Annotated in this window: 20 protein-coding genes; 9 read left to right on the top strand and 11 right to left on the bottom strand. The window is 27.6% G+C overall.

The window, feature by feature from the left end; all coding sequences use genetic code 11:
• Positions 1-26 precede the first annotated feature (26 nt).
• Positions 27-656 (top strand): carbonic anhydrase family protein, encoded by a 630-nt coding sequence (locus tag ACJJVY_RS15240; RefSeq protein WP_405610719.1) that lies wholly within the window; start codon positions 27-29, stop codon positions 654-656.
• Between the two features lie 149 nt (positions 657-805).
• Here the strand turns inward: ACJJVY_RS15240 and ACJJVY_RS15235 are convergent, their stop codons facing one another.
• The gene (locus ACJJVY_RS15235) at positions 806-1,348 is read right to left on the bottom strand and encodes a CvpA family protein (protein ID WP_405610716.1); all 543 of its coding nucleotides are present in this window, start codon (positions 1,346-1,348) and stop codon (positions 806-808) included.
• Positions 1,349-1,431: 83 nt separating this feature from the next.
• Between ACJJVY_RS15235 and ACJJVY_RS15230 the strand changes: the two genes are divergently transcribed.
• Positions 1,432-1,788, top strand: coding sequence for a hypothetical protein (locus ACJJVY_RS15230; RefSeq protein WP_405610713.1), 357 nt, complete (start codon positions 1,432-1,434; stop codon positions 1,786-1,788).
• Between the two features lie 100 nt (positions 1,789-1,888).
• Positions 1,889-3,253 carry a TlpA family protein disulfide reductase gene (locus tag ACJJVY_RS15225; protein ID WP_405610710.1) on the top strand — a complete coding sequence of 455 codons (1,365 nt, stop codon included), beginning with the start codon at positions 1,889-1,891 and terminating at the stop codon, positions 3,251-3,253.
• A 1-nt stretch (position 3,254) separates the two neighbouring features.
• On the opposite strand, the gene ACJJVY_RS15220 is transcribed toward ACJJVY_RS15225, so the two are convergent.
• From ACJJVY_RS15220 to ACJJVY_RS15210, 3 genes are all read right to left on the bottom strand, one after another.
• Complete coding sequence (locus ACJJVY_RS15220; protein ID WP_405610707.1) at positions 3,255-4,154, bottom strand: DMT family transporter; 900 nt, start codon at positions 4,152-4,154, stop codon at positions 3,255-3,257.
• Between the two features lie 90 nt (positions 4,155-4,244).
• Positions 4,245-4,604 carry a YraN family protein gene (locus tag ACJJVY_RS15215; protein ID WP_405610704.1) on the bottom strand — a complete coding sequence of 120 codons (360 nt, stop codon included), beginning with the start codon at positions 4,602-4,604 and terminating at the stop codon, positions 4,245-4,247.
• A gap of 9 nt (positions 4,605-4,613) precedes the next feature.
• Positions 4,614-5,603 (bottom strand): LD-carboxypeptidase, encoded by a 990-nt coding sequence (locus tag ACJJVY_RS15210; protein WP_405610701.1) that lies wholly within the window; start codon positions 5,601-5,603, stop codon positions 4,614-4,616.
• 141 nt (positions 5,604-5,744) lie between these two features.
• Between ACJJVY_RS15210 and metG the strand changes: the two genes are divergently transcribed.
• From metG to ACJJVY_RS15195, 3 genes are all read left to right on the top strand, one after another.
• Positions 5,745-7,799, top strand: a complete 2,055-nt coding sequence (metG, locus tag ACJJVY_RS15205) for a methionine--tRNA ligase (protein WP_405610698.1) — start codon at positions 5,745-5,747, stop codon at positions 7,797-7,799.
• A 341-nt stretch (positions 7,800-8,140) separates the two neighbouring features.
• Positions 8,141-10,531 carry a hypothetical protein gene (locus tag ACJJVY_RS15200; protein ID WP_405610695.1) on the top strand — a complete coding sequence of 797 codons (2,391 nt, stop codon included), beginning with the start codon at positions 8,141-8,143 and terminating at the stop codon, positions 10,529-10,531.
• Between the two features lie 36 nt (positions 10,532-10,567).
• Complete coding sequence (locus ACJJVY_RS15195; protein WP_405610692.1) at positions 10,568-12,949, top strand: hypothetical protein; 2,382 nt, start codon at positions 10,568-10,570, stop codon at positions 12,947-12,949.
• A gap of 149 nt (positions 12,950-13,098) precedes the next feature.
• On the opposite strand, the gene ACJJVY_RS15190 is transcribed toward ACJJVY_RS15195, so the two are convergent.
• The 5 genes from ACJJVY_RS15190 to ACJJVY_RS15170 all read right to left on the bottom strand — a co-directional run bounded on the left by ACJJVY_RS15190 (position 13,099) and on the right by ACJJVY_RS15170 (position 19,110).
• On the bottom strand, positions 13,099-15,309 hold the full coding sequence (locus ACJJVY_RS15190; RefSeq protein WP_405610689.1) for a molybdopterin cofactor-binding domain-containing protein: 2,211 nt from the start codon (positions 15,307-15,309) through the stop codon (positions 13,099-13,101).
• A gap of 19 nt (positions 15,310-15,328) precedes the next feature.
• Entirely contained in the window at positions 15,329-15,790 is a 462-nt protein-coding gene (locus tag ACJJVY_RS15185) for a (2Fe-2S)-binding protein (RefSeq protein WP_405610686.1), read from the bottom strand.
• Between the two features lie 100 nt (positions 15,791-15,890).
• On the bottom strand, positions 15,891-16,733 hold the full coding sequence (locus ACJJVY_RS15180; RefSeq protein ID WP_405610683.1) for a universal stress protein: 843 nt from the start codon (positions 16,731-16,733) through the stop codon (positions 15,891-15,893).
• 89 nt (positions 16,734-16,822) lie between these two features.
• Positions 16,823-17,872, bottom strand: coding sequence for a response regulator (locus tag ACJJVY_RS15175; protein ID WP_405610680.1), 1,050 nt, complete (start codon positions 17,870-17,872; stop codon positions 16,823-16,825).
• Positions 17,869-19,110, bottom strand: coding sequence for an ATP-binding protein (locus ACJJVY_RS15170; protein ID WP_405610677.1), 1,242 nt, complete (start codon positions 19,108-19,110; stop codon positions 17,869-17,871). The genes ACJJVY_RS15175 and ACJJVY_RS15170 overlap by 4 nt, the downstream gene beginning before the upstream one ends.
• 371 nt (positions 19,111-19,481) lie before the next feature.
• Between ACJJVY_RS15170 and ACJJVY_RS15165 the strand changes: the two genes are divergently transcribed.
• Entirely contained in the window at positions 19,482-20,942 is a 1,461-nt protein-coding gene (locus ACJJVY_RS15165) for an aminopeptidase P N-terminal domain-containing protein (RefSeq protein ID WP_405610674.1), read from the top strand.
• An 80-nt stretch (positions 20,943-21,022) separates the two neighbouring features.
• Here ACJJVY_RS15165 and ACJJVY_RS15160 read toward each other — a convergent pair whose 3' ends face one another.
• Positions 21,023-21,361 (bottom strand): single-stranded DNA-binding protein, encoded by a 339-nt coding sequence (locus ACJJVY_RS15160; protein WP_405610671.1) that lies wholly within the window; start codon positions 21,359-21,361, stop codon positions 21,023-21,025.
• A 158-nt stretch (positions 21,362-21,519) separates the two neighbouring features.
• Between ACJJVY_RS15160 and ACJJVY_RS15155 the strand changes: the two genes are divergently transcribed.
• Complete coding sequence (locus ACJJVY_RS15155; RefSeq protein WP_405610668.1) at positions 21,520-21,870, top strand: hypothetical protein; 351 nt, start codon at positions 21,520-21,522, stop codon at positions 21,868-21,870.
• Between the two features lie 40 nt (positions 21,871-21,910).
• A complete protein-coding gene (locus ACJJVY_RS15150) occupies positions 21,911-22,609 on the top strand; it encodes a hypothetical protein (RefSeq protein ID WP_405610665.1) in 699 nt (232 codons plus the stop codon).
• A 4-nt stretch (positions 22,610-22,613) separates the two neighbouring features.
• On the opposite strand, the gene ACJJVY_RS15145 is transcribed toward ACJJVY_RS15150, so the two are convergent.
• Positions 22,614-23,078 carry a CBS domain-containing protein gene (locus ACJJVY_RS15145; RefSeq protein ID WP_405610662.1) on the bottom strand — a complete coding sequence of 155 codons (465 nt, stop codon included), beginning with the start codon at positions 23,076-23,078 and terminating at the stop codon, positions 22,614-22,616.
• Positions 23,079-23,134 lie beyond the last annotated feature (56 nt).

Below are 23,134 nucleotides of genomic sequence, written 5' to 3'. Positions count from 1 at the left end.
TAATAATTTTATAAAAAATATAAAATATGAAAGCTCATACTAAAGAAACACAAGCAACAATGACTCCTGAAAAGTCATTACAATTCTTGCAAGAAGGAAATAAAAGATTTCAAGATAATTTAAAAGCCAATAGAAATTTATTAGAACAAGTTAATGATACTAGTTCTGGACAATTTCCTTTTGCTACTATTTTAAGTTGTATAGATTCTAGAGTTTCTGCAGAATTGGTATTTGATCAAGGTTTAGGAGATATTTTTAGTATCCGTATTGCAGGTAACTTTGTAAATGAAGATATTTTAGGCTCAATGGAGTTTGGCTGTAAACTTGCAGGAACTAAATTAATTGTAGTCTTAGGTCATACAAGCTGTGGTGCCATTAAAGGTGCTTGCGACAATGCTAAATTAGGTAATTTAACTGCTATGTTAAGTAAAATTAAACCCGCAGTAAATGCTGTAGAAGAGCCTAAAGATGAATCTATAAGAAATTCGTCTAATTTAGATTTTGTTGATAGTGTATCTGCAAAAAATGTTTTACTTACTATAGAAAGAATCAAAAAAGAAAGTGAAGTATTATCAGAAATGGAACAAAGTGATGAAATTATGATTGTTGGTGCAATGTATGATATTAAAGATGGGTCTGTTTCCTTTTTTAACTAAACATAAAGATATTTTCAATAAAAAAAAGAGACCTTAAGGTCTCTTTTTTTTTTTATATAATTTTTTAAATTAGATTTAATTGTCAAAATATTATTACAAATAAAAGCCCATCAAAAACAATTTTAATAAGCTCTATGTATAAAAATATTTTATTTTTTATTTACAGAAGCTTCGGCAGTTTCTGCTTCTGGCAACTCTCCTTCAACAGGAATTTCTACATCTTTTAAAGCCGGAAATAAAGAGGGTGCAACTTCTTTAATAGGATTATATAAAAGTGATTTCTCTAAAGTTTCGGTTTCTAAATATGGTACTTTATTATTCAGTTTACTAAAAAAGGTAAATATGACACTTAAAATTAATCCTATTTTTAGAAATCCAAAAAGACCACCAGCTATTTTATTTACAATACCCAAAGAAACTAAATCTGCAGCTTTTGTTAACCCTTTACCTAAAAGTGTAATTATTAAAATAATTATTACAAAGGTAATTGCAAATTCTGCAACGTCAATATATTCTGGTTTCCAGGTTAATCTATTCAAAATATAAGATGCAAAATGAGAAAAATGAATAGCCCCATAAACACCTGCTGCAAGTGCTACTATAGAAGCTACTTCTATAAACAAACCTTTCATCAATCCTCTTACAAAACCAAAGAGCATTGAAGCTGCAATTATTATATCAAAAACATTCATTTTTATTTTTTTTTCAAACCTACACTTTTTTTTTTAAATTTTAATAAAGTCAATTGTATCTTTACCAATTCTAAATGGATTTTATGTCAAAAACAGCAACATTAAAAGAAAAATGGGATTTATTAGTACAAAAACTAACAAATCAGTTCGCAGATGGAGATGATTTAAATATAGATGGAATTATCTATTTAGTTGGAGTTCAAGAATTAGGGCAAGGGCATAGAGCTTTTAAAAAGGACGAAAAAATGAACCTAATGCATATAGCCATTTGCAAGTTATTAGAACCTTATGGTTATTACGAATTCGATTTTTTTGATGATGATGGTTGGCCTCACTATAAAACACTTACAGAATTACCAAACTTAAAACCAGGGGAACAAACTGTTTTAATGAAAGAAGCTATAATTAATTACTTTGAATCTCTTAAGTATTTAAATTAAAAAGCGACAATAAAGCTGATTACTAAAATTAAAATAATAACTATCTGCTTTTGGTACATTTCTTGAAAAGAAAATAACGAAACAGAACCAACTTAAAATAATGAAAAAACTTCTAGCTTTTATATTCTTAATTTCTTCATTTGCTCAAGCACAATACACTATTAACGGAACAATGGCACCAATACTAGAAAGTGATTGGGTAATTTTATATAAAATAGAAGGAGCTTCTCAAAAATATGTTCAAGATTCTAAAATTAAAATAAATACAATTGATGTTCAAGGTAAAAAACAAAAAATAGGTACTTTTAGTTTTACCTTACCTAAAGATACAGAAGCTGGTTCTTACAGAGTAACTTACAAATTAGAAAATGCTGGCTATGTAGATTTTATATTTAATAAAGAAAATCTTAATTTTGGTTTTCATCCAGATTATCCAGAACAAACTGTAACTTTCTCAATATCAAAAGAAAATATCCTTTATAGAAAATATTTAGAAAAAATATCTAACGCTCAACAACAACTAGATTCCATACAAATTACTGCTTTACAAAATCCAAGTTTAGACTTAAAAAGTGCTTATCAAACTTCTTTAAACAAAGTAAATTCTATACAAAATGAATATCTAACTAATTCTAAAGACATGTATGTTGCTCCTTTTATAAAAGCAAATTCTAGAAATAATCCTTCAGAAATTTTAGATAACCCACAAACTTATATGTCTAATATAATAGACACGTTTTTTTATGATGTAGATTTTACAAACAAAACACTTTTAAACTCTTCTTTCTTAATTGATAAAATTACAGATTATATATTTTATATTAACTATTCTGATGATCCTAATACACAACAAATACTATTTAAAAATTCTGTTGATAAAGTAATTTATAAGTTTAAAAACATTCCTTATAAGAAAAGTATCATTGAGTTTTTAATAGATCAGTTTGAAACTACAATGAATTTAGAGTTGATAGATTATTTATTTGAAAATCATTATTATAAATTACCTAAAACAATTCAAGATCAAAAATACATAACAAGTAAACGAGCTTTATTTGCAACGGGAATAGGTAGAGTTGCGCCAGATTTTTCTTGGATAGAAAATGGTAAAAATTTTAAACTTTCTACTTTAAATGATTCAGAAAAATATGTATTGGTCTTTTGGAGTACAACATGTTCTCATTGTTTAAATGAAGTTCCTAAATTACATAGTTTTTTAAAAGAAAATAAAGCAGTAGAAGTAATTGCTTTTGCTTTAGAAGATGATGAGTTTGGATGGAAAAACTACAAAACAAACTTACCTAATTGGCATCATGTTTTAGGTCTTAAAAAATGGCAAAATAAAATTGCTAGAACTTATAACATAAATGCTACACCAACTTATTTTATTTTAGATAAAGATAAAAAAATTATAGCTAAACCAGAAAGTTTAGAAGATGTTAAAACCTTTATTAACAAACAATAATTTATTCTTTCGCCTTTTTTAAAGATGTTATAACAATACCTATTATTACTAATAATGCACCAAAAAATTGCATTAAACTTAGGTGTTCATCTAAAAAAAAAGCAGCTAATATAATTGTAGAAATTGGTCCAATACCTGCAACAATAGCAAAGTTAGAAGAACTAATTTTTTTGATTGAAGCGCTTACTAAAAAAGACGGAATTACAGTTGCAAAAACAGCAATTAAAAAACCATAACCATATACTTGCCAAGGTAAATTAAACAAATCTGTTTTACCAATAATACTAAAGTGTATAAATACACAAAAGCAAGAAACTAACATCGCATAAGCCGTAAAACGTATTACACCAAATTTAGGAATTAACCAACCGCTACCCACCAAATAAGATGCATAAGTTATTGCACTTATAAATATAAATAAACCACCTAAGTAAACATTACTTCCAGACACATCTATTTCATCAGAAAAAGCAATTACAATCCCTAAATAAGATAAAAAGATTGCTAAAACTTGCGGTTTTGTAATCGGTTTCTTTAAAAAAATTCTATTTAATAAGATTACAATTGTAGGATAAACAAATAAAATAATACGCTCTAAACTTGCTTTAATATAGGTAAGTCCTAAAAAATCAAAAAAACTTGCTAAATAATATCCTACAAAACCAAAAAACAAAATCCAAGTATAGTCTTTTTTTGTGGTTTTAATTCCTTTATTTTCATTTCTATACAAATAAGCAATTACTAAATAAAAAGGAAAAGAAAATAACATTCTTAATAATAGCATAGTAATAGCATCCACATTGTATTTGTAAGCCAATTTAACCATAACTGCTTTAGAAGAGAAAAGTATAACTCCTAAAACACCTAAAAGGATACCAAACCAAAATTTATTTACTTTCATAAAGCTAAAGTAAAATTTTACTTCTATTACGCTTTATTTTTTCTTATCGATTACAATGTTCAATTTAAAAATAAAATGTGTTGATATACCTTAAAAATGAAGAAAAGCGTCTTTTAGGTGCTCTAACCTTGTTTCTTTTTTTTGATGAATAATAGCAATAATATCAAACCGAACTTCTACATCTAAATCTTTTTCATTTACATAGTAATCAATAGCAGAAAGTAAAAGCTTTATTTTCTTAGGATTTACAAAATCTTGCGGATTGCCAAAATAATCAGTAGAGCGTGTTTTTACCTCAACAACGGCTAGAAGATCTTTTTTAAGAGCAATAATATCTACCTCTGCTTTTAAATAACGATAGTTTTTCTCAAGAATTATATAATCGTTTTTTATTAAAAAATCAATGGCTAATTGCTCTCCTTTTTTACCAAGTTCGTTGTGTTCTGCCATTTATAAAAATTAATCAAAAACAACAGAAGACTCGTCTTTATCAATTTTTAAATGAACATTCCTTCCAAAGATTAGTGCTCTGTTATCAGATTTATGTCCCGCAGGAAAATTAAACATCACAGGAAATTTATACTCTTTTACAACATCTAAAACCAATTCTTCAATAGTATACCCCCATTTGGTAGTATTTGTTTTTATTTTAGAAATATCTCCAATTATTAAACCTTCGCAATTACTAAAGTAACCTGCTCGTTTTAAACTTTGTAACATTCTATCAATAGAATATTTATACTCACCAATTTCTTCAATAAAAAGAATTTTTCCTTTGGTATTTGTTTCACTTTCAGATCCCAACATAGAAGCCATTAAAGCCAAATTCCCTCCTATTAATTGTCCAGAAACTTCTCCTTTTCTATTGTAATTTGATGAGGGAATTGTGTAAGATAATTGTTCTCCAAAAATTGCTTTTTTAAAACTAGCTATCGTTTCTTTAATTAATTCAGGTTCATCTTCTATACTTGTCCCCATCATTGCATGCATAGTTTCTACACGTAAATTATGAACATGACTATGAAAAGCAGTAATATCAGAATAACCGATTATCCACTTTGGTTGTTTTAAAAAAGTAGTATAATCTAATTTATCTAGAATTCGTACAGATCCGTAACCACCTCGACCAGACCAAATTGCTTTAATGTTAGTGTTATCTAAAGCTTTTTGAAAATCTTCTGTCCTTTCTTCATCTGTACCTGCAAAATGACTGTTGTGATTAAAAATATGTTTTGCCAACATTACTTTTAAACCCCAACTTTCTGCTAATTCTTTTGCTTTAAAAATAGTTTCTTGTCTATTTTTTAAAATACCTGCTGGTGCAAGAATAACAATACTATCACCAGCTTTTAAATAAGGAGGAGTAATTAATTTATTATAGCTTTCTTGTGCATTAATTGCTGTAAAACTTATCAATAATAAAGCAAAAAGTGTTGTTAGTTTTTTCAAAATATATCTATTTTTTATGTACTATTTATTCAAAAATAGTTTCAATGTAAATGTATCTATTTTCCATGAATTTTAAAAGGCTCTTTTTTGTACTTTTGTCTCGCAAAAAATAGACCACAAATTAAATTCAAGGAAAATTCGATGAATACTCCAAAAAGATATACAATTACAGCAGCTTTACCTTATACAAATGGCCCAATACATATTGGTCATTTAGCAGGTGTTTACGTTCCTGCAGATATTTACGCACGTTATTTACGTTTAACAGGTAACGATGTTGCTTACATTTCTGGTTCTGATGAGCATGGTGCTGCCATACCAATGAGAGCTAAAAAAGAAGGAATTTCTCCACAAGATATTATTGATAAATACCACGGAATTATTAAAAAGTCTTTTGAAGATTTCGGAATTTCTTTTGATAATTACTCAAGAACTTCGGCAGAAATTCATCATGAAACTGCTTCAGAATTTTTTACAAAAATGTATAATGATGGAGAATTTATTGAAGAAGTTTCTGAACAATTATACGATGCAGAGGCAAATCAGTTTTTAGCAGATAGATTTGTTGTAGGAACTTGCCCAAAATGTGGTTTTGAAGAAAGTTATGGAGACCAATGCGAAAGCTGTGGAACTTCTCATAACGCAACAGATTTAATCAACCCAAAATCTGCAATTACAGGCAACACACCTACTTTAAAAGAAACAAAACACTGGTTTTTACCTTTAGATAAACATGAAGCTTTTTTACGCGAGTGGGTTTTAGAAGGTCATAAAAAAGATTGGAGACCTAATGTATACGGACAAGTAAAAAGTTGGGTAGAAGATGGTTTAAGACCAAGAGCCGTTACTAGAGATTTAGATTGGGGAATTCCGGTTCCTGTAGAAGGAGGAGAAGGGAAAGTTTTATATGTTTGGTTTGATGCGCCAATTGGTTACATCTCATCAACCAAAGAATGGGCAGCAAGAGAAGGTAAAAACTGGGAAGATTATTGGAAAAAAGACGATACTAAATTGGTACATTTTATAGGGAAAGACAATATTGTTTTTCACTGTATTATTTTCCCGTCTATGTTAAAAGCACACGGAGGTTATATTTTACCAGACAACGTACCAGCAAATGAGTTTTTAAATTTAGAAGGAAATAAATTATCTACTTCTAAAAATTGGGCAGTTTGGTTACACGAATATTTAGAAGAATTCCCAAATCAGCAAGATGTTTTACGTTATACACTAACGGCAAATGCACCAGAAAGTAAAGACAACGATTTTACTTGGAAAGATTTTCAGGCAAAAAACAACAACGAATTGGTAGCCATTTTTGGTAATTTTATCAACAGAGTTGTCGTTTTAACAAACAAATATTATAACGGAATTGTACCAGCACCTAATGATTTTACAGAAGTAGATGAAGATGTTTTAGCTGCTCTAAAAGAGTTTCCAAATATTATTGGTAAATCTATAGAACGTTACAGATTTAGAGAGGCTAGCCAAGAATTAATGAATTTAGCAAGATTGGGTAATAAGTATTTAGCTGATGAAGAACCTTGGAAGGTTATTAAAGTTGATGCAGAACGTGTACAAACAATTATGTATGTAGCTTTGCAAATATCTGCAGCTTTAGCAGTTGTTTCAGCTCCATTTTTACCTTTTACATCTACTAAGTTAAAAGGAATTTTGAATCTTGATGAACCTCTTTCTTGGGAAAATATTACTGAAAAGAATGTTTTGATTTCAGAAAATCATCAAATAAATAAGGCTGAATTGTTATTTTCTAAAATTGAAGACAAAATAATTGATGTTCAATTAGAAAAATTAGAAGCAACAAAAATTGCCAACGAGCAAGAAAATAAAGTAGTAGAACCACAAAAAGAAACGATTGAATTTGATGATTTTACTAAACTAGATATTAGAATTGGTACCATTTTAGAAGCTGAAAAAGTGGCAAAAACTAAAAAGCTTTTAAAATTAAAAGTTGATGTTGGTATAGATACAAGAACCATTGTTTCTGGTATTGCAGAAAGTTTTAAGCCAGAAGATATTGTTGGACAACAAGTTTCTGTTTTGGTAAACTTAGCGCCAAGAAAAATTAGAGGTGTAGAAAGCCAAGGAATGATTTTAATGACTGATACGCCTGATGGAAAATTAGCTTTTGTAGAACCTGAAAAAGAAGTTAAAAACGGGCAAGCAGTTAGTTAAAATGTAAAGTTTAATTTATGCTTAAATAATATCATCTCAAGAAACAATTCTTAAATTTAAAAATGATTTAAAAAATCAGCATCAGATATTAAAGGTGTAATACCCATTGTTAATCATAAAAACAAAGTATAATACTTTTTCGAAAGGCTTTACCTTTAAGAAATTCACAGATTAATCATTTATCTCAATATTCTTTATCTCTTACTACAAGAAATAAAGAATATTGAGATTTTTTAGTTAAAAAATATAAATAACACAATAAATACAAGAAAATAGAATAAAAAAAACAACCTAAACGGCATAATTATTGATAATAATAAAATCTACCAAACTACCAAAAAATGCTACATAACTACACTTTAAAAATTAAGGTTCTTTTCTTGTTTATTATTTTAATTCAATTTTCTACAACAAGTCAAGAATTATTTAAAGACAAAAATATAGATTCTTCTTTCTCTAAATACACCCAAAAACCAAGAGAAATAGCATACGTTCATCTAAATAAATCTACATATATTAAAAATGAGGATCTTGGTTTTACTGCTTACCTTTTTAGTAAACAAGACAAAAAAATAGCCATTGCTTCTAAAAATTTATACATTGTTATAGAAGACAGTAAGAAAAATATTATAAAAAAAGAATTGCTAAAAGTTAACAACGGTATTGCTTATAGCTCAATTGCTATAGATTCTCTTTTTACCTCTGGTACGTATAAATTATTTGCTTACACAAACTGGATGAAGAATTTTAAAGAACAAAACTTCTTTGTTGAAACCTTTAGAGTTATTGACCCTAAAGTAGAAAAGGAAATTAAAAACGAAAAAATTAGTGATAAAATTGATGCACAATTTTTACCTGAAAGCGGACATCTATTAACAGGTACATTAAACACAGTTGGTGTTATTTTAAAAAATGAATTAGGTTTTGGGGTCTCAAATATATCTGGAGAAATACTAAATAGTAAAAAAGAAACTGTTTCTACTTTTAATGTAAATAAGCTAGGTATTGGTAGGTTTTCTTTTACACCAAATATAAATGAAAACTACATGGCTAAATTTAAGTCTAATAACAAAGAGTTTTTGTTTGATATTATAAAAAGTGAACCTAAAGGTGTAATTCTTTCTGTTAATAATAGAAATAAAAAAATTTATCTTTCTATTGCAACCAATAGTGTTACCAAACCTTTTCTTAAAAACAAAAAGTACAAACTAACTTTGCATAACGGAAATACAATAAAATCTTTTGATGTTTTATTTGATGATAAAAATAGCATTGAAAAAGTTTTTAACCCTAAAAACTTAACTTCTGGAGTAAATGTTTTTACTTTATTTGATGAAAACAACAATCCTATTGCAGAACGTTTATTTTTTAATCATAATAATATAGATTTTTTAAAAGTATCTAATATTATTAAAGAGCAAGAAAACGATTCTTTAAACGTTACACTTTCTTTTGATGACATAGACACCAAAAAAATGAATAATATTAGTGTTTCTGTGCTTCCAGAAGGTACAAAATCATACAGCCATCATCATAATATTGCTTCTTATACATTATTGCAAACTTATGTAAAAGGAGCCATTGAAAATGGGCATTATTATTTCGAAAATTTATCAGAAAAGAAAAAGTTCGATTTAGATAATTTATTAATTACACAAGGTTGGAGCAGTTATAAATGGTATGATATTTTTAATTACAAACCTAGAGTAGATTATTTTTTTGAAAAAGGAATTACTATAAAAGCCAATGTAAACAATACTGAAAAAAGTAAATATGTTTTATATAGCGTAAATAAAGCCAAACCAAATTACTATGTTCTTAAAGAAAATGAAAAAGAATTTTTAGCTACCGAACTTTTTCCTTCACCAGAAGAAAAAATTGAAGTTTCTAAAATAGAACGTAAAGGTAAATTAACGCCAGCAACTTTATATCCTCAGTTTTTCCCAAATACAATTCCAAAATTAGATTTAGAATATAGTGTTTTAAACAATTTTAATAATAGAATTGTTGAATCTAACTTAGATAATATTACTACTAAACTATCTTTAAACAAAGTACAAAAATTAGATGAAATTGTAATAAAAGCAGATTTAGAAAAAAGAAGGATTGAACAAATTAAAAACAGAACTTTTGGAAAAATTTATGTGATTGATGAGCATTTTAGAAAATTAAATTTAAACGTAGCTAATTTTATTAATGGAAAAGGAGGTTATATAGGTGGAATATCTGCTTGGAATAATAATGTTTGGATTACAACAAATGGAGCTAGCTCGATATATGGCGGTGGTACTCCTACAATATACCTTGATGGTCATCAGCTTGCAGATATTCAAGTGTTATATTATATAGACACTTCAGAGATAGATTATATAGATATCAATAAAAATGGAATGGGAGAAGGAGTTAGAGCTGGTGGAGGTGTTATAAAAATTTACACAAACCCAGAATTAGCTCGTACAAAAAAAGAAGTTAGACAAACACAGAAATTTAAATTTCCTTTAACTTTTAATACTCCAAAGGAATATTATGTACCTACTTATAAAGATTACACTAACAACTTTTATAGAGATTATGGTACAATAGCTTGGTTGCCTATTAATGCAGTAAATAATAACGGTGTATTTTCTTTTAAATTTAAAAACTTTCTAGACAATAACATTACACTATTTATAGAAGGAACGGCAAATGATGGTAGTTATATTTCTGAAACAAAAACAATTCTATTAGATTAATTGTTAAAACTAAACTTTTACTTTACCTTTAGTTTTATGAACTTTTTTAAAAAAGTATTTTCTATTATTTGTTTTTTTTTGTTGATTCTTCCATTTAGAGGTCAAGACTTGTTTAAAGGTAAAAATATAGATTCTTCTTTTATTAATTACACCCAAAGACCAAGAGAAATAGCATATGCTCATTTAAATAAGTCTACTTTTATTGTAGGGGAAGATATTGGTTTTACAACCTATGTTATTAATAACCAAACTAATTCATTTTCTAGTTTTGCAACAAATTTATACTGCATTATTAAAGATAAAGATGATAAAATCATAAAAAAACAACTTATAAAAGTTGAAAACGGTGTTGCTCATAACACTATTTCTATAGATTCTTTGTTTACTTCTGGTGAATATAAATTTATTGCCTTTACAAATTGGATACGAAATTTTAAAGAGCACAATTATTTTGCAGAAACCATTAGAATTATAGATCCACAAAAAGAAATTGTAATTAAAAATGAAACAATTAGTAACAAAATTGATGCGCAATTTTTACCAGAAAGCGGGCATCTTTTAGCAAACACAGAAAACAAAGTAGGTATTATTGTAAAAAATGAATTGGGTTATGGAATATCAAATATTATCGGAGATTTATTAGACGAAAGGAAATTGGTAGTTACTTCTTTTAAGGTAAATAAATTAGGAATTGGAAGTTTTATTTTTACACCAAAAATCAATAAAAAATATACTGCTAAAATAAGTTATAATGATAATGAGTATTTATTTCCAATAACTTCTATTGAACGAAAAGGAATAACTCTTTCTGTAAAAAGACGTTCAAAAGGAATCAGTATTTTTCTAAACACTAATCAGCTTACGTTAAAAGAAATTAAAAGAAAGCCGTATTTTATATCCATTCATAACGGAAAAGAAATTACAAAATATCCTATATCTTTTGATACAAACCTCAGTATAGAAGAATTTATAAACCCTTTTTATCTTAGTAATGGTATTAACATTATCACACTTTTTAATAATAACAATAATCCTATTGCGGAACGTTTGTTCTTTAATTATGATAAAATAAAATTAGTAAAAATAAATACGGTATCAGTTCAAAAAATAAAAGATTCGACATTAGTAACCCTTAATTTTAATAATGCAATACCAAATAGCTTTAATAATATTAGTATTTCCATACTTCCAACAGAAACAAAGTCTTACAAACATCATCATAATATATTGTCTTACTATTATTTAAAACCCTATTTAAAAGGTGTTATAGAAAACGGAAAATATTATTTTTCTAATATTACAGAACAAACTAAAAAAGATTTAGATAACCTATTAATTACACAAGGTTGGAGTAGCTATAACTGGTATGATATTTTTAATAATAACAACCAAACTAAATATTTTATAGAAGACGGAATTTCTGTAAAAGTAAAAGTTAGAAACAACAAAGAAAGTAAATACGTCATTCATCCGGTAGGTAAACAAAAACCTAATTATTATGTTTTAAATGAAAACGAAAATCAATTTTTAGCATTCAGTCTTTTTCCTAAATCTGATGAAAAAGTTAGATTATCTTCAATAAATGAAAAAGGAATTTTAAAACCTTTAACTTCTTATTTAGCTTTTTACCCAAAAGAAATACCTAAACTAAAACCAGAATACACATTACTATCTCCTAAAAGAGATTTTTATATAAAGTCTAATTTAAAAAACAGTTTTTATAATTCTACACTAAATAAAACACAACAATTAGATGAGGTTATTATAAAAAGTAAAATGAATGAAACAAGAACAGAAAATATTAAAAGAAGAACTTTTGGTAAGGTGCATATATTTTCTGATATAGATAGAAAGAGAGATATTTCCTTTCTAGATTATATTAGAAATAAAGGGTATGCTGCTGTAGTAGTAAAAGGTATTGTTACTATTAAAAAAAGTTCTGAAGCAAATACAATTTATGGCGGTAATACACCTACAATATATTTAAACGGTGCTCAGTTATTTGGTTTTAGTGACCTTACCAGTCTAGATATGAGCGAAGTTGAATATATAGATATTAATAAACATGGAATTGGTGAAGGTATTAGAGGTGGAGCAGGTGGTGTAATAAGAATAAAAACAAACTCTAATTTACAATACAAAACTAAAAAAACAATTACTTATAGAAGTTACCCTTTTCCGTTAACATTTACTACTCCCAAAAAATACTATACTCCTATCTATCAAAGCTACAGAAACCTTTTTTTTAGCGAATATGGAGTAATAAATTGGTTTCCTATAAATAACATTAGTAAAAACGGTGCAGTTAATTTTAAAATTGAAAAAAACAAATATGATTCTTTTAAAGTTTTAATTGAAGGCTTTTCTGGTAACGGAAATTTCATTTTTGAGGAAAAAACGATTAATCTAGAAAAATAAGAATAATACTCATTTCATAGAACTTAAGTGGTAAACTAACTGATATTTTAAAAAACCTTTCTTTAACATAATCTATTTACCACAGATTAGAGCCCCCATTATACGCTGATTAAGTAATAGTATAATTTTTTTTAGTAAATTCAGTTACTTTAAATTTCATTCTTTTCTAATTCATTTACAAAAGGTTGACTGTACATCCTTTTACCTAAAGCAGCTTTTATTGCATTAGCAACTGCACCTCCTGCTGGTGGCAAACCAGGTTCTCCTAGACCAGTTGGTTTTAAATTATTTTCTACAAAATGAATATCAACTTTTGGAGTTTCTTGCATTCTTATCAATTTATAAGTATCAAAATTTTTAGAACTCGGTTTTCCTTTTTCAAAAGAAAAATCAGCATACATTGCATGTCCTATTCCATCTAAAACACCTCCTTCAATTTGATTTTTTGCTCCAGACGGATTTACAACAATTCCGCAATCTACAGCAACTGTTACTTTTTTAACAATCGGGTAACCGTCTTGTAAAACAATTTCTGCTATTTCTGCAACATGTGTATTATGACTATAATAAACAGAAAAACCTTGATAAATTCCTTCTTCTGTTTTACTCCAATTTGATTTTTCTCGTACTAATTTAATAGTATCTTCCATTCTTTGACCAGAATATTGAATTCTTTTATCGGTTGTATTTTTAACATTTTGCAATAAGTCTAAACGTAACTGAATGGTATCAACCTTCATTTCTGTAGCTAATTCATCAAAAAAACTTTGTTCTGCAAAAGCTAAGAAATTAGTGTAAGGTGCTCTCCAAGCTCCTGTTGTAATATTACTCTTATAGTTTGCAGTATCTACTTTAAAGTTTGGAATACAGCCTGCAGGAAAAAAATTTGGAATTAAGCCATACATATTACCGTTAATAGCCGCTTCTTTTAAATAATAACCCGTTACTTTTCCGTCTTTAAAAGAACCTTTAAACCTATATTTTATTCCCGGACGATATACACCTGTTGTCATATCATCTTCTCTTGTAGAAACTACTTTTATTGGCTTTTTTATAATATTAGAAATTTCTGCAGCTTCATACACAAAATCGCCATATAATCTTCTACCAAAACCACCTCCCATTCGTGTCATTTCTACAGAAACCTTATCTAAATCATAACCTAACATTTCTGCAACTACTTTTGCTGCAAATTCTGGTGTTTGCACAGGACCTGCTAAGTGTACTTTTTCTGGAGTAACATTAGCATAAAAATTCATTGGTTCCATACAATTGTGTGGTAAAAAAGGAGAATGGAAAGTCTTTTTTATCACTTTATCTGCATTTGCAAAAGCTTGTTTTATATTACCATCTTCTCGTCTTGTATCAAATTCATTACCATCTAAAATTTTGGTTAAAATAGTATCATGATCTTTAGTAGATTCTAATTTAGAGTCTTTTTTCCAAGTAGCAGAAAGAACTTTTTTCCCTTTAATTGCTGCCCATGTATTTTCTGCAATAACCACTACTTTATCGGTTTTAGACATTATAAATGTCCAATCTGATTTACCCGCATCTACAAAATCTCTAACTTTACTACCAATAGTAATTACATCTATAACTCCATTTACCTTTTTTGCTGCAGAAGCATCAAAACTTTCTAATACTTCACCAAAAGCAGGTGGTCTTAATACAGAAGCATATAACATGCCTTCTGCTTTATAATCTAAACCAAAAAGAGGTTTTCCTGTAATGATTTTATCAATATCTACATTTACAATTTCTTGCCCAATAATGGTAAAATCTTTTGGGTTTTTCAATACCACATTTTCTGGTATTTCTAATAAGGCTGCCTCTTTTACAACTTCTCCATAACCTAAAGTTTCTCCGTTTTGATTTGTTATGATTCCTTTTGATACTTTACAAGTTGATGTATCTACATTCCATTTTTTTGCTGCTGCATTTACTAACATTTGTTTTGTAGTTGCTCCGGTTTCACGCAACGCATCCCAAGCTAAACGAATAGATTGACTTCCACCCGCAAGTTGTCTTGTAAAATTCTTAGTATCTAATGCGCCTTGTGCTACGTTTACTTTGCTCCATTCTACTTCTAATTCTTCTGCAATTAGCATTGGCATAGATGTTTTTACACCTTGACCAATTTCTGGATTTGGAGAAAAAATAGTTACATAGCCATCATCAGAAATTTTAATAAAAGCATTAAAATCATTAAAGTTTAAGCTTTCTATATCTAAAGGCATTACTGCCTCTTTTTTACAAGCAGTTAATAAATTAAAGCCAATTAACATTCCTCCACTTGCTAAAACAGAAGTTTTTAAGAAGTTTCTTCTACTAAAATTGTTGTTGTTTAGAGTTTTCATATTATAAGAAGTCTGTTAATTAAACCATTTTTTGAGAAGCAACTTTTACCGCTTTTTCTATTCTAATGTAAGAAGCACATCTGCAAATATTACCATGCATTGCTTCTCTTATTTCTTCTTCGGAAGGATTTTTATTTTCAGCTAAAAAAGCAGAAGCTGTCATAATTTGTCCTGCTTGACAATAACCACATTGTGGTACATCAATTTCTTTCCAAGCTTCTTGTACTGGGTGTTTTCCATCTTTAGACAAACCTTCTATCGTTGTAATTTTTACATCGTCTAAAATAGAAACTTGCATTTGGCAACTTCTTGTAGCTACTCCATCTATGTGAACCGTACAAGCACCGCATTGTGCAATTCCGCAACCAAATTTTGTACCTACTAAATTAAGTTCGTCTCTTAAAACCCATAATAAAGGTGTGTCTTCATCTGCATTAACGGATACACTTTTTCCATTAATATTTAATTGATAATTGGGCATAGGTTGTTGATTTAATATTGGAAGAGAAAGTTACAAAAATATATATTGATAACTTTATTAGAATATTAAATCATTTCTTGTGTCGTTTTTTCCAAAACAACTACTCATGTAAAACTAAAAAGGGCACTTCTTTATAATAACTTATTTTTTCTACTTTATTATGGAATAACATCTGCTGAAAATAGTTAAGACTTTTTGCAGACATAGCAATCATATCAATCTTTTTACTATTTACAAAACATTGTATAGCATCTTGGACCTTGCTATTTGTTAATAAATGAAAACTGCAATTATAATTTAAAAAATAATCTTGTAATAATTCTTTACTATTTTTTTGATTCTTATTTAACTCCGTAGTTCTTTTACTAATATTTACAAACCTTAAATAAGATTGATTTTTATCTAAAATTTCTGTAATTGGTTGTAATAATTGCAAGTTATTATATATAGAGAAATCTGTAGGAAAAGCGATTTCTTTTATTTTTTTATATTTAGAATTTTCTGGCACAACTAAAGTTGTACATTTTACTTTTGTAATAGTATCAGATGCATTACTACCAATAATATATTTATTTAAGTCTGTAACACCTTTTAGACCCATAACAATAACATCTATTTTTTTATCTACAATCTGTCTTCTTAAAGATTCTATAAAAAAATCTTCATCTGTTAATGTAAAAAAATTATGATTGTTATTATCTGAAAATTTTTCAGTAATTTTTTTTAGAACTAACTTTAGTTCTATTTTGGCCTGATCTATTGTAATGTTTTCAACCTTTTCTTGAACAGAAACTATTGTAGAACTATCTTCTATTACATCATTAAACTTATTAACATGCAATAAATAAAAGTTACACTTAGTGTCTTTATAAAAATTCAAGGCATAATTAATTGCATTCCAAGAATTATCAGAAAAATCTGTGGGTAATAAAATGTTTTTCATTTAAATCCGTCTTGATACTAGACAAAATTATAGTGAAAGTGTTGTTAAAAAAATGATATTGGTCATAACAACTTATAACCAACTGAAAATCAACAAATATCTTGTAGTTTTTTTAAGTCTAATATTCTAATAGTTCTTCCAGAAATTTCTATGAGGCCTTGTTTTTTAAAACTAGACATTGTTCTTATTAACGTTTCTGTGGCAATACCTGCAACACTTGCTAAATCGTTTCTAGAAATTTTTATTTGATCTTCTGGTTTTCTATTTAATTTTTCTGCAAACATTAAAATTGTTTGTGCCGTTTTTTTACTTACAGAACTATATGCCATTTGTAAAAGTTGATCTTTTACAATAGCCAAATCTTCTGTTAACAATTCTATTAACTCTAGGGTTACTTTATGGTTTTTATTTAAAACATCTGTTAATGCTTTTTTAGAAAGACCTACCAACTCTGTTTCTTGAATTGCTGTCGCAGATTCTTGATATGCTAAATTTTGAGTAAAGGATGTATAACCAAACAAATCATCTTCTTTATAAAGCGCAGTAGTTAATTGTTTTCCTTGCTCATCTAACTTATGACATTTAATAAGACCACTTATTATTAAATAGATATAATTAGAATTATTACCTTCTTCGTATATAACTGTATCTTTTAAAAAATGAAAAGTCTCACCATTATCATCAAAATAATTCTTTAAATCATTTAGGCTTCTTATTTGTTCGTTTTCCTCTCTTTTTGCTTCTTTTTCTTCTCTTCTATCCTTTAAAATAGCTGCTTTTGCTAATCTACTTTCTATTGCACTAATTAATTCTTCTTCGTTAAAAGGCTTTGTTATATAATCATCTGCACCTAAATCCATACCCTTTCTTACGTCTTTTCTTTCTGTTTTTGCAGATAAAAAGATAAAAGGAATGTGTTGCGTGCTTTCGTTATTTGTTAAAGCTTCTAAAACACCATAACCATCTAATTCTGGCATCATTATATCACAAACAATAATATCTGGTAAAATAGTTTTTGCTACTTCTACTCCTTTTTTACCATTTGGAGCATTAACAACTTCGTAATTTGATAATTCTAAAAGTTCTGATGTATTTTCTCTTAAAACTACATCATCTTCTATTAATAATATTTTTCTCATTTTGCTTTGTTAATTACTTTCATTATAAAGGTAGAACCTACATTTTCTTCACTTTCAAAGGTAATAGTTCCTCCTAAATTTTCTAAATGACTTTTAACAATATTTAAACCAATCCCTGTTCCTTGAGCTAAAAGTGCGTTTTCTGCTCTAAAATATCGATTAAATATATTTTTTTGATCTGCTTCTGGAATTCCTATTCCGTTATCTTTAATTTTAAAGGTTGTATAATCTTTATCTTGACAAATATTTATATCTATTTCTGTATTTTCTGGCGAATATTTTATGGCATTATTAACCAAATTAGATAACGACAGTTCTATTATTTTTTCGTCTTGAGTTAAAGAAATATCATCTATATCTTCTGGATATTTAATTCTTTGACCTCCTTTTAAAATCATATTAGAATTATAGATAACCTCATCTACAACTTTACTTAATTTAAATGTTTGATACTTATAATAAATCTTACCTGTTTCTAATTTTTCTACTGATAAAAAGTCATTTAGAATATTATTTAAATAATGTACTTTATTTGTTATTGTTCTTAAATGCTTATCTCTTTTTTCTTGTTGTTCGGTTAATTTATATTTACCCAATAACATAGTAGATGTTAAAATACCACTTAAAGGCGTTTTAAATTCATGAGAAACTAATGATAAAAATTTTGTCTTTAGCTCATTCAACTCCTTTTCCTTTTTTAAGGCATCTTTTATTTGATTTTCTGCTTCTATTCTTTTTTGATTTTCATCATCCAGTTCAAGGTTTACAGTTTTTAATTCTTTTACGGTTTTACTTAATTCTTTTGTTCTTTCTATTACTTTGTTTTCTAACTCTAAGTTAAGTTTATGAATTTCTTCTTCTTGCTCTTTTCTAACAGTAATATCTATAACCAAAGCCATTACAAAGGTTTTACCATAAATATCAAAAGGATTTAAACCTGCTTCTAAAGGAAAAATGGTTCCGTCTTTTTTGGCTCCATACAAGTCTCTACCATTACCCATTTGTCTTTTTTCCCTATTTTTCATAAAACCATTAAAATGGGCTCCATGACCCGCATGGTAATTTTTAGGAATTAAAACAGGAAGTTGCTTGTTTACAAGCTCTCCTTTATCATAGCCAAACATTTTTTCTACAGAAGCATTTACAGAAACTATTTTTTGTTTATCATCTACTACAATAACTCCTTCTGAAACAGCTTCAAAAAGTACATTAAAAATGTCTTGTTCTTTATTTAGCATTTAACCGTAAATTATATATTTATTATAAGAAAATTAAAAGTACTATTTTTCACACAAAAAGAATTATTACCGCCAAATAATATCATAATTTATCACATTACTTTATTTTATTTAAAAGCTTTTCTAACTATTAGGACTCTTTTTAAAGAATTTGTAGAGCTGTTTTCTTTTAAAAAAAACACTAAAATATTATTTCTCAATATTAAAAATAAATATTTAGGATTTAAAAATGCTAAAATTATTATTAAAGTAAATTGAGAGTGATATTTATTAATTTTTAATAAATATTAAACTTCTAATAATTCAACCTAATAGTAATTTTCTGTTTAGTTAATATTTGTAAATTGCATTTAGTCAATAACATTAATTCTATGGTTAATTTTAAAACACCTTTTACACTAGTACTTCTATTTTTTATTTCTGTTTTCACTCTTAAATCACAAGTAAAACATCATTATCAAACAGATTTTTCTGTTGAAAATTTTAAAGAAAGAAGAGCAAAAATTTATATAGAAATTGGTAACGATGCTATTGCCATTATTCAAGGTTCTGCAGGTATACCTGGTTTTAGTGTTTTTAGACAAACAAATACTTTTTATTATTTATGTGGTTTAGAAACCTCTCATTCTTATTTATTATTAAATGGTAAAACAAAAACAACTTCAATTTATTTACCGCATAGAGATGAAGGTAGAGAAAAAGGAGAGGGAAAAGTTTTGTCTGCAGAAGATGCTGAATTAATTAAAGAATTAACAGGAGTTGATAATGTTTTTGGAATAGAATTTTTATCAAGAGATATTGTAAGAACCGGTTTGATAAAACCACCAAGCGCTACAATTTATACACCTTTAAGTCCTGCAGAAACAGGTAATGATAGTAGAGACGAATTGTTATTTGCACAAGCCAGAACAGCTGCTGATCCTTGGGATGATGCAACTTCTAGAGAAGCTAAATTTGCTCAAAAAATAAAAAGTGATTTTCCGAGTGTTATAATAAAAGATCTTTCTCCTGTTTTAGATCAAATGAGATTGATAAAAAGTAAGGAAGAAGTTAATTTGATTAGACAAGCAACACAAATTGCTGGACTTGGAATTATAGAAGCCATGAGATCTACAGAACCTGGTATTTACGAATATCAATTAGATGCAGCTGCAAAATATATTTATTATGTAAACGGATCTAGAGGAGATGGTTATGCGTCTATTATTGGTGGAGGAACAAATGCTTATTACGGTCATTATTTTCATAAAAAAGATGTTTTAAAAGATGGCGATTTAGTTTTGATGGATTATGCTCCTGATTACCGTTATTACACCAGTGATGTTACCAGAATTTGGCCAGTAAACGGAAAATTTGACAAAGAACAAACTGAGTTGTATAATTTTATTATTGCCTATAGAGATGCTCTTTTTAGATACATAAAACCAGGCGTTACTTCTGGTGAAGTACTTGAAAAAGCAGCAGCAGAAATGAAACAATATATAGTTGGCAAAAAATTTGTAAAACCATCTCATTTAAAAGCAGTGCAAGAAGGTTTAGTTTTTAAAGGACATTTTCAGCATCCTGTTGGTATGGCTGTGCACGATGTTGCAAGAGTTAGAGGAACTGTAAAACTAAAACCAGGAATGGTTTTTACCATAGACCCTATGATTTGGCTAAGAGATGAAAGACTTTATATTCGTATAGAAGATGTTGTTTTAGTGACAGAAACTGGCGCAGAAAATATGAGTGCTTTTGTACCTACCACAATAAAAGAAGTAGAAAAAACAATAAAAGAAAAAGGATTGACAGAATTTAATCCACCGGTAACATTGCCTTTTAAAGATAAATAATTTTAGATTTAAGTTTATAGTTTAAGAGAGCAAAATAAAATTATTTTGCTCTCTTAAACTTATCACTAACCTCTAGTCAATTAATTTTTTCCTCCTAACATTAATAATTCATTTACTAAAATTTCTGTAACATATTTTTTTTCGCCCTCTTTTGTGTTATAAGATCTATTTGTTATTTTACCTTCTACAGCAATTTCTTGGCCTTTATTTAAATAGTTTTCTACCACATTAACCAAGCCTCCTTTTATTACAATATTGTGCCAATAAGATCGCTCAACTCTATTGCCTTCTCTGTCTTTATAACTATCATCTGTTGCCATAGAAAATTTAGCCATTTTATTGCCGTCTTTAAAAGTAATTATTTCTGGCTCTTGACCTAATCTACCTATTAATTGTACTTTGTTTCTTAACGTATTCATAAGATAAGTTTTTTAATTATTATTTTGCTTTTGTCAATTCTTTTTGACTCTGCAAAGTTGAGACACAACCCTAATTCTATTCGGTTATAAAGCAATTACTTTCGATTGTAATTACTTGTAGTCGTTTGTAAACGAATAAATTTAACTACTTTTACATTATGGAAATAAGAGAATGTTTAGAATGTAAAGAACCAGTAAAAGGTAGAGTTGATAAGAAATTTTGTTCTGATTATTGCAGAAACGCATATAATAATAGTGTTAATAAAGACAGTAAAAACCTCATTAGAAATATTAATAATCGACTTAGAAAAAATCATAAAATATTATCACAATTAAATACTTCTGGTAAAACAAAAGTAACAAGAACAAAGTTGTACGATAAAGGTTTCGATTTTCAGTTTTTTACATCTATCTATAAAACCAAAACAGGTAATACTTATTTTTATATTTATGATGAAGGATATTTGGCTTTAGAAAATGAACTTTTTTTATTGATTAAAAGAGATTAATTATCATATAAAAACTTCTTAAAAACAGAAATTCATAATTATGATTGAAAATTTAGACACATTTCTCATACCAATATTATTCTTTTGTGTTGTAATAATTATAATTTCTTTCAGCTATTTTTTTAGTACGAAACAAAAAATTATTAGAACGCTTGCTAAACTACCAATTAAACAAGTTGGACATTTAAAATCTAATGAATTTGCCAGATTTACAGGTAAAGCTTTACAAATAGAAGAACCTTTAATAGCGCCTTATAGCAATAGAAAATGTATTCTCTATAAAGTAAAAATAGAAATTAGAAAAAGTAATGGCAAAAGAACTTATTGGAGAACGTTAATAAACGAAGAAAAAATTAAACCTTTCTTTTTAGAAAAAAATGGTGAAATTGCTATTGTAAAACCTGTTAAAGAACCCCAAAATTATATATGTCATTTAGTGGTTGATAAGAAAGTAACTTCTGGTAACTTTAATAAACCTTCTTCAAAATTTAAAGCACTTTTAAATCATTATAAAATAGAAAATGAAAGTTTTTTAGGCTTAAATAAATCTTTACGTTATTCTGAAGCAATTATAGAAGTTGGAGAACAAATTACTGTTGCAGGAATTGCTAAATGGAATAATTTAAAGGAACCAATAGCAGGCTATTCCTATTCTAAAATAGCCGAACTACAAAGTTCTGATAATCAAAAATTAATTATTACAGACTTACCAAATATTAATTCTAAAAAAAGATTATAAGAAGCTACCAAGTTGTTCCTTTTACACTAATTGCAGCTTTTAAAACATCTTTTTGACTAATTTGTCCAATTAGTTTTCCTCTTTCTATAACCGGAAACCTTCTTCTATGCGAGCTAATAAACTTAAAAGCAGCATCAAAAATATTCATATCTTTATCAATAGTATCTACATCTGTAACCATATACTTGCCAACAGTATTATTTACATCAGAAGGCATGTTATAATACTTACTTTCAGAAATATGTTTTATACAATCCGTTTCAGATATTATACCAATTAACTCATTCTTTTCATTTACAACAGGTCCTCCAGAAATTTTATTTGTAATTAATTGTGCAATCACATAATCTAAAGAATCTTCTGCTCTAAATGTTACTAATTTTTTTGTCATATAATCAGAGACTAAAATTTGCGACTCTTCTTTTACTTGACTTGTATCCCTTTTTCCTTGAAAGTTTATAATTCCCATAATAGTTTAATTTTAGACGTTTTTAAATTTACTGTTTTTTATCTTTTATACAACAT

Origin of the sequence: Polaribacter sp. Asnod1-A03, assembly GCF_045063585.1 — a bacterium.
Taxonomy (GTDB): domain Bacteria; phylum Bacteroidota; class Bacteroidia; order Flavobacteriales; family Flavobacteriaceae; genus Polaribacter.
Note: the sequence above shows the minus strand (reverse complement) of the source record. Positions and strands in the feature narration are given on the sequence as shown.